At 69.7% G+C, this 11,529-nt stretch carries 12 protein-coding genes; 9 read left to right on the top strand and 3 right to left on the bottom strand.

Going from position 1 to position 11,529, the window contains the following annotated elements:
* Positions 1-66 precede the first annotated feature (66 nt).
* Genes ACYVIP_RS06375 through ACYVIP_RS06365 form a run of 3 tightly spaced genes read left to right on the top strand, consistent with a single transcriptional unit; the run spans position 67 to position 2,500 of the window.
* Positions 67-783, top strand: a complete 717-nt coding sequence (locus ACYVIP_RS06375) for a GntR family transcriptional regulator (protein WP_460393023.1) — start codon at positions 67-69, stop codon at positions 781-783.
* A gap of 11 nt (positions 784-794) precedes the next feature.
* Positions 795-1,568, top strand: coding sequence for an enoyl-CoA hydratase/isomerase family protein (locus tag ACYVIP_RS06370; RefSeq protein WP_460393021.1), 774 nt, complete (start codon positions 795-797; stop codon positions 1,566-1,568).
* Positions 1,569-1,579: 11 nt separating this feature from the next.
* Positions 1,580-2,500, top strand: coding sequence for an SDR family NAD(P)-dependent oxidoreductase (locus ACYVIP_RS06365; RefSeq protein ID WP_460393019.1), 921 nt, complete (start codon positions 1,580-1,582; stop codon positions 2,498-2,500).
* Positions 2,501-2,614: 114 nt separating this feature from the next.
* Here ACYVIP_RS06365 and ACYVIP_RS06360 read toward each other — a convergent pair whose 3' ends face one another.
* The 3 genes from ACYVIP_RS06360 to ACYVIP_RS06350 are packed head-to-tail and all read right to left on the bottom strand — an operon-like array spanning position 2,615 to position 4,909.
* A complete protein-coding gene (locus ACYVIP_RS06360; RefSeq protein WP_460393017.1) occupies positions 2,615-2,854 on the bottom strand; it encodes a biotin/lipoyl-containing protein in 240 nt (79 codons plus the stop codon).
* A gap of 22 nt (positions 2,855-2,876) precedes the next feature.
* On the bottom strand, positions 2,877-3,878 hold the full coding sequence (locus ACYVIP_RS06355; RefSeq protein ID WP_460393015.1) for an alpha-ketoacid dehydrogenase subunit beta: 1,002 nt from the start codon (positions 3,876-3,878) through the stop codon (positions 2,877-2,879).
* On the bottom strand, positions 3,875-4,909 hold the full coding sequence (locus ACYVIP_RS06350; RefSeq protein WP_460393013.1) for a thiamine pyrophosphate-dependent dehydrogenase E1 component subunit alpha: 1,035 nt from the start codon (positions 4,907-4,909) through the stop codon (positions 3,875-3,877). The genes ACYVIP_RS06355 and ACYVIP_RS06350 overlap by 4 nt, the downstream gene beginning before the upstream one ends.
* Positions 4,910-5,078: 169 nt before the next feature.
* Here ACYVIP_RS06350 and ribB point away from each other — a divergent pair, with 169 nt between their 5' ends.
* Genes ribB through ACYVIP_RS06320 form a run of 6 tightly spaced genes read left to right on the top strand, consistent with a single transcriptional unit; the run spans position 5,079 to position 11,493 of the window.
* Positions 5,079-6,314 carry a 3,4-dihydroxy-2-butanone-4-phosphate synthase gene (ribB, locus tag ACYVIP_RS06345; protein WP_460393011.1) on the top strand — a complete coding sequence of 412 codons (1,236 nt, stop codon included), beginning with the start codon at positions 5,079-5,081 and terminating at the stop codon, positions 6,312-6,314.
* Between the two features lie 5 nt (positions 6,315-6,319).
* On the top strand, positions 6,320-6,847 hold the full coding sequence (locus tag ACYVIP_RS06340; RefSeq protein ID WP_460393220.1) for a flavin reductase family protein: 528 nt from the start codon (positions 6,320-6,322) through the stop codon (positions 6,845-6,847).
* Between the two features lie 6 nt (positions 6,848-6,853).
* Positions 6,854-7,960: an LLM class flavin-dependent oxidoreductase gene (locus tag ACYVIP_RS06335; RefSeq protein WP_460393009.1), complete on the top strand. Its 1,107-nt coding sequence runs from the start codon at positions 6,854-6,856 to the stop codon at positions 7,958-7,960.
* Positions 7,957-8,841: an SMP-30/gluconolactonase/LRE family protein gene (locus ACYVIP_RS06330; RefSeq protein WP_460393007.1), complete on the top strand. Its 885-nt coding sequence runs from the start codon at positions 7,957-7,959 to the stop codon at positions 8,839-8,841. Before ACYVIP_RS06335 ends, ACYVIP_RS06330 begins: the two co-directional genes overlap by 4 nt.
* Entirely contained in the window at positions 8,838-9,923 is a 1,086-nt protein-coding gene (locus ACYVIP_RS06325; RefSeq protein WP_460393005.1) for an LLM class flavin-dependent oxidoreductase, read from the top strand. Before ACYVIP_RS06330 ends, ACYVIP_RS06325 begins: the two co-directional genes overlap by 4 nt.
* Before the next feature lie 25 nt (positions 9,924-9,948).
* Positions 9,949-11,493: a class I adenylate-forming enzyme family protein gene (locus ACYVIP_RS06320; protein ID WP_460393003.1), complete on the top strand. Its 1,545-nt coding sequence runs from the start codon at positions 9,949-9,951 to the stop codon at positions 11,491-11,493.
* The last annotated feature ends 36 nt before the right edge of the window (positions 11,494-11,529 follow it).

Below are 11,529 nucleotides of genomic sequence, written 5' to 3'. Positions count from 1 at the left end.
CGCGCGGTCACCGCCCGCGTACCCTCTACGTCCGACCAGTTGGCACGTCTCGGACAGGGGGATTTCATGGGTGAGCAGGACGAGGTCGTGAGTGCCTACGGCGGCGGCCCGATGCCGGCGACCGGTATGGGCGGCCCGATGCTCGCCTACACGTCGGTCCGCTCGTGGATCGTGGAAGGCCGGCTGCGGCCGGGGGAGCGGTTGATCGAGGCCAGGATCGCCGCCGAGCTCAGTCTGTCCAGGACACCGGTCCGCGAGGCGGTGCGCATGCTCGCCGCCGACGGACTCGTGGTGTCCGAACGCAACCGGGGCGCGGTGGTGCGCACCCTCGGCCGCCAGGACATTCTCGACCTCTATGAGCTGCGTGCACGGCTGGAGTCCTACGCCTGCGAGCTGGCGGCGGTGCGGGCGAGTCCGGAGGACATGACCGCGATCGACGACGGCATCCGGGACTTCGGCCGCGCGATCCGCCGCCGGGACATCGACCACATCGAACGGACCAGGCTGATCGGCGAGGCCAACCGCCGGGTGCACTCGGCGATCATCGTCGCCAGCCGGCACCACCGACTGGCCCACCTGCTCAGCAGCGCGGTCGACGCACCGCTGGTGTTCGAGGCGTTGCGCGAGTTCACCAACCGGGAGCTGGAGCGGTCCAACCTGTTCCACCAGCTGATCCGGGACACCATCGCCAAGAACGAGCCGACCAGGGCGGGTCAGCTGATGCACGAGCACATCATGCTCGGCCGTGACCAGATCCTCAGAGACCTGGACGCTCGCGAGTAACCGGAGGAAACATGTTGCGACAGCGTGACTACAGCCGGATACGGATCGAAGTGGACGGTGGCGTCGGCACGCTGACGCTCGACCGGCCAGACCACGGCAACGCCGTGGACGACGCGATGCACTCCGAGCTGACCACGCTGTTCGCCGACGCCCGGCGCGACGAGCGGGTCCGCGTGGTCGTGCTGACCGGTGCCGGCACGACGTTCTGCCGGGGTGGGGACAGCAGTCCAACCAGGACGTTCACCACGCGCACCGGACTGACGCCGATCGAGGAGGCCCGGCTGATCGTGGAGTCCCTGCTGGACCTGGACAAGCCGGTGATCGCCTCGGTGAACGGCGACGCGCTCGGCCTCGGCGCGATCCTCGCGACCCTGGCCGACGTGGCGTTCGTCGCCCGCTCGGCGCGCATCGGCGACCGGCACGTTGCCGGCGGGGTGACCGCCGGCAACGGCAGTGCCGCGCTGTGGCCGGTCATCGTCGGGCTCAACCGGGCGAAGTTCCTGGTGCTCAACGGCGAACTGCTCACCGCCGGCCAGGCGGTCGAGGTCGGCCTTGCCCACGAGGTGGTCGACGACGGCGCGGACCTGGCGGCGGCCACCGAGTTGGCCGCCCGCTGGGCCGCCCTGCCGAGGTTCGCGGTGCGCAGCACGAAGTCGGTACTCAACCTCCACCTGAAGGCGGCCGCGAGCCGCGCGCTCGGCTACGGCCTCGCACTGGAGGAACAGGCGATGGCCGGCCCGGAGTTCGCCGAGATACTCGCGAACCGCCGGGCGCAAACGACATGAAGGGAGACAGCATGCTCGACTTCACCGGAGAGGTGGCGATCGTCACCGGCGCCGGCAACGGCCTCGGCCGCCGCTACGCGCTCGACCTCGCGCGCCGAGGGGCCAGGGTGGTGGTCAACGACATCGGCGTCGGCGTGGACGGCACCGACAACGGGGACTCCCCGGCCGAACGGGTGGTCGAGGAGATCCGCGCGGCGGGTGGTGAGGCGATCGCCGCGCCGGCGTCGGTCGCCGAGCCAGCGGGCGGTCAGTCCATCGTGGACCGGGCGGTCGACGAGTACGGCCGGCTGGACATCCTGGTGAACAACGCGGGCATCGCGCGCACCAACCATTTCGCCGAGGTGGAATACCCCGATGTGCTCGCCTCGCTACAGGTGCACCTGCTGGGGGCGTTCCACCTGCTGCTGCCGGCCTGGCGCCACCTCGGCGCGCACGGGGGCGGTGCGGTGGTCAACACGACCTCGGCGGTCGGGGTGTTCGGTCAGCAGCGCTCCAGCGTCTACGCCGCCGGCAAGATGGGCATCGTCGGCCTCACCAGGGTGCTGGCACTGGAAGGCGCGGAACACGGCGTCCGAGTGAACGCGATCGCACCGGTGGCCAGCTCCCGGATGGCCGCCGACGTGTACGGCAGGCTCAACCCCAAGCTGGACCCGGGTTTCGTGTCCGCGGTGGTGCTCGCGCTGGCCCACCGGTCGAGCACGGTCAGCGGCGAGGTCGTCTCCGCGGGCGGCGGCCGGATCTCCCGGCTGCTCCTGGCCGCCACCGAGGGCCAGTTCACCCCCGACCTCGACGACACCACCGCCGCGGCGGCCCTGACCGAGGTGTGCGCCGACGAACGAGTCGCCGCCGTACCGAGCTGCGCGATGGACGAGATCGACCTGATCCGAGCCAGCTACCCAGATCTGGCCGACTTCCGCATGCTCCCCCGCTAGCCGCGCGGGCCGCCCCGCCCCACCGGCCGCGATGCCCAGAATGAGGCATTGGGGACGTTCAACGTCCTGAATGGGGCATTCAGGGCAGTTGGCCAGGACCGGTGGGCGGAGCGGTCAGCTCGCGTCGATCACGCACAGCAGGTCGCGGACCTCGATCACGTCGCCGGTGTCGCCCTGTAGTTCGCGGACCACTCCGGTGTGCGGGGCGGTGATCACCTGCCTGGCCTTCTCCGCCTCGATCTCCACCAGGTCGGCGCCTTCGGCGACCTGCTCTCCGTCCTCGACGTACCAGTCGATGATCTCCGCGTCGCTCATGCCCATCGACAGCTGCGGCAGCCGAACCTCGTGTCGCACCAACATGTCCTTTCCAGAGTTGTCAGCCGGCCAGCGCGCGGCGCACGGCGGCGATCACCTTGTCCTTGGTGGGATAGATCTGCTTCTCCAGCGCGGGGCTGAACGGCACGTGGATGTCGTCGGTGGTCACCCGGGTGATCGGGCCGCGTAGCGCGTCGAAGCAGTCCTCGACGACCCTGGCGGCGATCTCGCTCGCGGCGCTGCAGGTGCGGTTGGCCGGGTCGACGACCACCAGCCGGCCGGTCCGGCTGACCGAGTCGAGGATCGTCGGCCAGTCCATCGGCACCAGCGTGCGCGGGTCGATGACCTCGGCGCTGATGCCGTCTGCGGCCAGTTCCTCGGCCGCGGCCATGGCGAGGAAGCTGCCAAGGCCGATGCCGACCACGGTCACGTCGGTTCCGGTGCGGCGGATGGCCGCGGAACCCAGTGGCACCAGGTGGTTCTCGGCGGTGGGGATCGGCCCTCGGCCCTTGCGGCCCCAGAGGTTGGCGTCCTCGAAGCACAGTACCGGGTTGTCGTCCCGGATGGCGGATTTGAGCAGCCCCAACAGATCTGGAGCCGTCGACGGCAGGATGATCTTCAGACCGGGCATGTTCATGAACATCGGGTAGGGCCGGTCGGCGTGGTGGCCGGCGGTGCCGCCGTGGTAGTACAGCGCGGCGCGGACGACTACCGGCAGGGTGGCCTGGCCGCCGAACATGTACCGCGCCTTGGCCAACTGGGAGACGAACTGGTCCATCGCGCCGAACACGAAGCTCGCCACGGTCAGGTCGATGATCGGCCGCAGCCCGGCCATCGCCGCCCCGGCGGCCACGCCGATGGAGCCGGCCTCGGCCAGCGGGAGATCACGCACCCTGGACGGGCCGAAGGTCTCCAACGCGCCGGCGGCCGCGCCGAAGACGTTGGCCCGCAGGTCCTGGCCCATCAGGATCACCCGCTCGTCGCGGGTCATCTCCTCGGTCTGCGCCTGGTTGATCGCCTGCAGAAACCCGAGTTGCTTGACCCTGGTCTTCGCCGTCGTCATGCCTGCTCCTCCGGGGTCGGGGCGTAGAGGTCGGCGTAGGCCGCCTCCGGTGGGGGGAACGGGGACTGGCGGGCGAACTCGACCGCTTCGTCTACTTCGGACTTCACGGAGTCGTACAGGGCCACCAGCTCGTCCTCGGTGGCCACCCCCCAGCCGACGAGCTGGTCGTGGAACAGCGTCACCGGGTCGACGGTGTCGAACCAGGTGTCCACAACGGACTGATCGCGGTACGGCCTGGACACCACGAGCCCGTAGGCGTGTTCGTGGAAGCGGTAGGTCTTGGCCTCCACCAGGCTCGGGCCGTCGCCGGCGCGTGCCCGGCGCACGGCATCGCGCGTGGCCCGGTACACCGCGAGCACGTCCTGGCCGTCGACCACGGTGCCCGGCATCGAGTAACCGGCCGCCCGGATCGCGATGTCGGGCACCGACAACGACTCCTCGGCCGTCACGCTCACCGCGTAGCCGTTGTTCTCGCAGAAGTAGATGACCGGCAGCTTCCAGATGCTCGCCATGTTCATCGACTCGTGCAGCACGCCCTCGCTGGCCGCGCCGTCGCCGAAGAAGCACAGCGCCACCTGGTCACTGCCCCGCACCTGGGCCGCGAGCCCGGCGCCGGTGGCCACCGGGATCGCCGAGCCGACGATGCCGGACTCGCCCAGGCTGCCGACAGAGAAGTCGGCCAGGTGCATGCTGCCGCCCTTGCCGCCACACACCCCGCCCGCCTTGCCGAGCAGCTCGGCCATCAGCGCGTCGAGCCGGGCGCCCTTGGCGATCGGGTGCCCGTGTGAGCGGTGGTTGCCGGTCATGTAGTCGGTGGTCTCGGTGGCCACACAGGCCCCGACCACCGCGGCTTCCTGGCCGATCGACAGGTGCACCATCGCCGGCAGCTCGCCGGCGTGGAACAGCGCGATCGTGGCCTCCTCGAACAGCCGCACGCGCTGCATCCGGCGCATCATCTCGACGGCGAGCGCCCGCCCACCATCCCCGACGAACTCGGGTGGCCTGGTGTCCTGTTCGGCGCTGACGGTCATCTCCACAACCCCTGTCGTCGTCGACGTTCACCCGACAGCCACAGACTGTCGCGTCGTCAATCTAGGTTCCGACCAGGGCTGATGGCAATAGTCAGCGTAAACGTTGACGCAGGAAGCGGCTCCGGCTACCGTCTTCGTCAACACAAGCGATGACGCGAGGAGCCGCGCGATGGCTGGCAGGTTGCATGACGCGCTCGACGCCGTGGCCCACGGCGAGTTCGTCGTCGTGGTGGACGCGGCGGACCGGGAGAACGAGGCCGACCTCGTCCTGGCCGCCACGCACATGACGCCGCAGAAGATGGCCTTCCTCCTGCGGCACTGCTCGGGGATCGTCTGCGTGCCGATGACCAACGACCGCGCCGACGCGCTCGAGCTGCCGTTGATGGTCACCGACAACACCGAGCGGCACGCCACGGCGTTCACCGTCAGCGTGGACGCGCTGGACCGCACCACCACCGGCGTGTCCGCCGGCGACCGGGCGACCACCGCCCGCCGGCTGGCCGACCAGGACGCCGGCCCGGCCGACTTCTCCCGCCCCGGTCACATGTTCCCGCTGCGCGCCCACCCCGACGGCGTGCTCGGCCGCACCGGACACACCGAGGCCGCCGTCGACCTCGCCCGGCTCGCCGGCATCGAGCCGGTGATGGTGATCTGCGAGCTGACCCGCCCGGACGGCGCCATGGTCCGCGGCGAGGACATCGTGGAGTTCGCCAGGCGCTTCGACCTGCACGTCGTGGACATCAAGGACATCGTCGAGGCCCGCCACCGCGAGCGCGCGGTGCCGAGCATCCCGCTGCCCACCGCCTACGGCGAGTTCGTCGCCGAGCTGGTCCACACCGGACAGGACGCGGAGGAGCACCTGGTGCTCTCCCTTGGCGACCTGTCCGCCGACGAGCCGGTGCTCGTGCGCGTGCACTCCGAGTGCGCGACCGGTGACCTGTTCGCCTCCCTGCGTTGCGACTGCGGCGAGCAGCTGCGCGCCGCCCTGGCGACCATCGCGGCGGCCGGACGCGGCGTGCTGGTCTACGAACGCGGCCACGAGGGCCGGGGTATCGGCCTGGCGGACAAGTTCCGTGCCTACGCGCTGCAGGACCGGGGCGCGGACACCGTCGACGCCAACCTGCGCCTCGGCCATCCGGCCGACGCGCGCGACTTCGGCCCGGCGGCCGGCGTGCTCACCAGGATGGGGCTGCGCGAGGTCGTCCTGCTCACCAACAACCCGGACAAGGTGGCCGCGTTGCGCGCGGCCGGTCTGTCGGTGACCGTGCGACCGCTGCGCACCGTCCCCGCGCCGGAGAACGTGCACTACCTCCACACCAAGCAGGTCCGGCTCGGCCACGACCTCGCCCTGGACGGCGAGTCGTTGTGCTCGACCGGAACCACAGCCGGAAGGGAGCCGTGGTGACCGCGATGCAGGAACGAGAGGTGACCCCGGACCGGTTGCGGCAGGTGATGCGACACGTGCCAACCGGCGTGGCCGTGGTCGCGGCCGCGACCCCCAGCGGGCCGGTCGGCCTGGCCGTCGGCTCGTTCGTCTCGGTGTCGCTCACCCCACCGCTGGTCGGGTTCTTCGTCGCGCACGCGTCCACGACGTGGCCGGAGATCGAGCCACACGGCCGGTTCTCGGTCAACGTCCTCGGCGAGGACGGCGAGGCGACCTGCCGCGCGTTCGCGGTCTCCGGCGGCGACAAGTTCGCCGGGGTCGGGTGGCATCCGTCGCCGACGGGGTCACCGGTGCTGGACAACGCGCTCGCGTGGTTCGACTGCACCACCAACAGCATCACCGACGCGGGCGACCACCGCTTCGTGCTCGCCGACGTACACGATCTGTCCGCCGGGTCCGCCGGGGGACCGCTGGTCTTCTGTCACGGCACCTACCAACGGCTTGGTGGCGCCCGATCAGCCAGCCGATCACTCGATGTCAAGGGAAGGGTCTGAGGCTCGATGCGAGTCGGATACACCACCATCTTCCAGGGCGGCGGGGACGCCGCCGACGACCAGCGCGTCTACGACGACGAGCTGCGACTGTGCGACCTCGCCGAGCCGCTCGGCTTCGAGATGCTCTGGGGCGTCGAGCACCACTTCACGTCGTACACGATGTGCCCCGACCCGGTGCAGTTCCTGTCCTATATGGCCGGTCGGACGAAGAACATCCTGCTCGGCTCCGGCGCGGTGATCCTGCCGTGGCACGACCCGGTGCGGGTCGCCGAGCAGGTCACCATGCTCGACCTGATGAGCGGCGGGCGGTTCATCTTCGGTATGGGCCGGGGCCTTGGCCGGATCGAGTTCGAGGGCCTGCGCATCCCGATGGACGAGTCGCGGGCGCGGTTCGTGGAGTCGGCCGAGATCGTGTTGCGCGCGTTGGAGACCGGCGTGCTCGAGGCGGACGGGAAGTACTACCAGATCCCGCGCAGGGACCTGCGTCCCAAGCCGACGAAGTCGTTCCACAACCGGCTCTACGCGGCCGCGGTGTCGCCGGAGTCGGTGCGGATCATGGCCGACGTCGGCGCCGGCATCCTGATCAATCCCCAGAAGGACTGGGAGGAGGTCTCCGCGGACATGCGCAACTACCGCCAGCAGTTCCGCGAGCTGAAGGGCGTTGAGGCGCCGGCGCCGATGGTCACCGGCTGGGTGTGCTGCGACGAGGACCCGATCAAGGCCAAGGACATGGCCCAGGAGTACATCGGCGCCTACTACGAGTCGGTGATGACCCACTACGAGCTCGGCGGCCGGCACTTCGCGAACACCCAGGGCTACGAGTACTACCGCAAGCTGGCCTCCTACATCCAGAACAAGGGCTCCGGCAAGGTGGTCGACAACTTCATCGAGCTGCAGATCTACGGCACGCCGGACGAGTGCTACGAGCGCATCGTCGACATCAGGTCCAAAGTGGGCAATGACGGGTTCAACGCGGTCTGCTCGTTCTCCGGGATGACCAACGACATGGCCGAGCGCAACATGCGACTGTTCGCGGACAAGGTCATGCCCCGGATCAAGAAGCTGCCCCCGGTCGACTTCACCGAGCTGGAATCGGCGGGAGCGCAGTCGTGACCGCCGGGCAGCGCGTCGTCGCGAGTGGACTCCGGTTCCCCGAGGGGCCGAGCTACCTCGGTGACGGCGCGGTGGCGGTGGTCGAGATGAAGGGCGAGTCGGTCAGCCGGGTCGGTCCGGACGGGACGGTCACCGTGGTCGGCGACTGCGGTGGCGGGCCCAACGGCAGCGCGCTCGGGGCGCACGGCGAGCTGTACGTTGCCAACAACGGCGGCCTGTCCGCCGAGGGCACCGGCTACTGGCACGCGCCCCGGCAGTTCGACGGGTGTGTGCAGCGCGTCGATCCGGACGGCACGGTCACCACGGTTGGCGGCGTGCTGCCCGGCCAGACACCGCACCGGCCGAACGACCTGTGCTTCGGTCCGGACGGGACGCTCTACGTCACCGACAGCGCCAACTGGGAGGACCTGCGCAACATCAACCCCGGCCGAATCGTGGCCATCGGCGCCGACGGCGCCCAACTCGGCCACGTCGAGGTGCCCGCGATGCCCAACGGGGTCGTGTTCGGACCGGACGGCAGGCTCTACCTCACCCAGTCGCTGACCAGGAAGGTGCTCGCCTTCGAGGTCTCCGGCGGCGACTTCGGTCCGCCGGAACAGGTGTGCAAGCTGCCATCGGGCATGCCGGACGGGTTGTGCTTCGACGGCGCCGGGACGCTCTACGTCTGTGGCAGCGTCGGCGACGTCATCCACCTGTACGCCGGCGGGGAGCTCACGGAGTCGATCGAGACCGGCCAGGGAACCCAGCCGACCAACTGCTGTGTCGGCGACGACGGCAGCCTGTATGTCACTTTCGGACTCACCGGACAGCTGGTCGCGTTCGACCTCGGCGCCACCCCGTCCTACGTCCACACCGGATCAATCGCGGGAGCCGCCTCGTGAAGCTAGCCCTCATGTACGAACTGCCGGTGCCCCGCCCGTGGGGCCCGGACAGCGCCTACAACGCCTTCGAGAACACCCTCCAGGAGATCGAGCTGGCCGACCGGCTCGGGTTCCACAGCGTGTGGACCGTCGAGCACCACTTCCTCGACGAGTACTCGTTCTCCTCGGCTCCCGGCGTGTTGTACGGCGCGATCGCGGCCCGTACGCAGAACATCCGGATCGGTCACGGGGTGCGGCTGCTGCCGTTCCCGTACAACCACCCGGTGCGCGCCGCCGAGGCGGCGGCCACTGTGGACATTCTGTCCAAGGGCAGGCTGGAGTTCGGCACCGGTCGCTCCGGCACCCGCATCGAGATGGAGGGCTTCGGCATCAGCCCGGCGGACACCCGGCCGATGTGGGAGGAGGCGCTCGAGGTCATCGTCGGCAGCTGGACCGAGGAGGAGTTCAGCTGGGACGGCGAGTACTTCAAGCTGCCGCCGCGCGGGGTGGTGCCCAAGCCGATGCAGCAGCCGCACCCGCCGCTGTGGGGGGCGACCTCGAGTGCCGACAGCCACGAGATCGTCGGGCGCAAGGGGATGGGCCTGCTGTCGTTCTCGGTCGCGATCCCGCCCGAGGCGTTGACCAAGCGGCTCAGCCGTTACCGGGAGGGCATGGAACAGGTACAGCCGGTCGGCAAGTTCATCAACAACCGGGTGGCGACCTTCGCCCAGGCGCACTGCGCGGAGACCACCGCGGAGGCGCACGAGGACGCCCGCGAGCCGTTCCCGTGGTACATCCAGAACTCGCTCAAGTCGGTGGCCGGGCTCGGCGCCTGGAAAGAGGGCTCGAACCTCGGCAGCTACGAGTACGCCCGCAAGCTGCTCGGCGGCATGGAGCTGACCGATCTCACGTTCGACTACCTGGTCAACAACGAGACCGTCCTGTGTGGAGACCCGGACCACTTCGTGTCCATGTGCCGACGCTACGAAGCGGTTGGCGTCGACGTCTTGCTCCTGCTCGTGCAGTCGTACAACATCCCGCACGAGAAGGTGATGCGCTCCATCGAACTCATCGGCACCGAGGTACTGCCGAAGCTGTCCTGATCGTCGGCTCGACTCCGGAGTGGACATGGTCGTCCAGCAGAACTCGCGCATGGCGGACTGGATCCGCATCAACGCCAGCACGGTGCCCACCAGGGCCTGCTTCGTCACTGAATCTGAGACATACACGTTCCGTGAGGTCAACAGCCGGGTCAACCGGCTCGCCTCGGCGCTGCGGCGGATGGGGGTGGCCAAGGGCGACCGGGTCGCGCTGTTCGCCACCGACTCGCCGCAGTACGTCGAGACCCTGCTGGCCTGCATGAAGCTCGGCGCGATCTATGTGCCGCTGAACTTCCGGCTCGCACCGCCGGAGCTGGCCATGCTGCTGGCCACCGCCGAGGCGAAGGTGCTGTTCTTCTCCGACCGGTACACCGAGATGGTGCGCGGGGTCGACGTGCCGTGTCTCAAGGTGACGGTGAGCTACGACTCCGCGTCCGGCGACGAGTCCTACGAGCGGCTGGTCGCCGACGGGGACGACGTGGAGATCGACACCCCGGTCGCCGACGACGAGCTGGTCTGCCTCGCCTTCACCAGCGGCACCACCGCGCTGCCCAAGGGCGTGCTGCACTCCCAGCGCATGGCCAAACACATGGTCATGCAGTGCATCGTCGAGCGGCGGATGACCAACATCTCCTTCCACTACTCGGCCGCGCCGCTGTTCCACGTCGGCGGCATGCTGTACACGCTGTCGGGTGTCGCACGTGGACACACCTCGCTCGTGCTGCCGGCGTTCGACCCGGCGACCGTCGCGCACTGGATGGCCAACCGGGGCCTGGACGGCGTGTTCCTGGTGCCGACCATGATCGACACCCTGCTGCACGAGCCGGCCGTGCGCGACGGCGACTTCTCCCAGCTCGGCTCGATCGGCTACGGCGCGGCCCCGATGTCGCCGGCGTTGCTGCGGCGGGCGATGGACCGGTTCCACTGCGACTTCCTGAACATGTTCGGCGCCGGCACCGAGGCCGGGCTGCAGACCGTGCTCACCCCCGAGGACCACCGGCGCGCGCTGGCCGGCCAGGAGCACCTGCTCGGCTCGATCGGCAAGGCCGGCATGGGGGTCGACCTGCGGCTGTGCGACCCCGACGACACCACCGGGCTGACCGACGTGCCAGACGGCGAGGTCGGCGAGATCGTCACCCGGTCCGACGCGGTCATGTCCGGCTACCTCGACCAGCCGGCCGAGACGGCGAAGGTGCTGGTCGACGGCTGGTTCCGCGGCGGGGACATGGCGTGGCGGGACAAGGACGGCTACCTGTACCTCAGCGGCCGGAAGAAGGACATGATCATCCGTGGTGGGGAGAACATCTACCCGGTGGAGATCGAGGACGTGCTCGGCCGGTTCCCCGGCGTGCGCGAGGTCGCCGTGGTCGGCGTCCCGGACGAGCACTGGGGCGAGGTGGTCCGCGCGCATGTCATCCTCGAGGACGGTGCCGGGCTCGACGAGGACGCGGTGCGCGCCTACTGCCGGTCCCAGCTCGCCGGCTACAAGGTGCCGGCCCAGTTCTCCGTGGATCGTGACTTTCCCCGCAACGCCAGTGGGAAGGTCCTCAAACGCGAACTCCGTGCGGTCTAGGGTGGCGGAGAGAGCAGGTGTCCCCGGCGATGCGGG

The sequence above is a fragment of the Actinophytocola sediminis genome (genome assembly GCF_054779715.1).
Note: the sequence above shows the minus strand (reverse complement) of the source record. Positions and strands in the feature narration are given on the sequence as shown.

Coding starts and splice junctions, on each gene's coding strand:
- ACYVIP_RS06340 (WP_460393220.1), top strand. CDS start 6,320: ATGCAGGAACGAGAGGTGACCCCGGACCGGTTGCGGCAGGTGATGCGA.
- ACYVIP_RS06350 (WP_460393013.1), bottom strand. CDS start 4,909: ATGACCGTCAGCGCCGAACAGGACACCAGGCCACCCGAGTTCGTCGGG.
- ACYVIP_RS06320 (WP_460393003.1), top strand. CDS start 9,949: ATGGTCGTCCAGCAGAACTCGCGCATGGCGGACTGGATCCGCATCAAC.
- ACYVIP_RS06370 (WP_460393021.1), top strand. CDS start 795: ATGTTGCGACAGCGTGACTACAGCCGGATACGGATCGAAGTGGACGGT.
- ACYVIP_RS06365 (WP_460393019.1), top strand. CDS start 1,580: ATGCTCGACTTCACCGGAGAGGTGGCGATCGTCACCGGCGCCGGCAAC.
- ACYVIP_RS06375 (WP_460393023.1), top strand. CDS start 67: ATGGGTGAGCAGGACGAGGTCGTGAGTGCCTACGGCGGCGGCCCGATG.
- ACYVIP_RS06355 (WP_460393015.1), bottom strand. CDS start 3,878: ATGACGACGGCGAAGACCAGGGTCAAGCAACTCGGGTTTCTGCAGGCG.
- ACYVIP_RS06335 (WP_460393009.1), top strand. CDS start 6,854: ATGCGAGTCGGATACACCACCATCTTCCAGGGCGGCGGGGACGCCGCC.
- ribB (WP_460393011.1), top strand. CDS start 5,079: ATGGCTGGCAGGTTGCATGACGCGCTCGACGCCGTGGCCCACGGCGAG.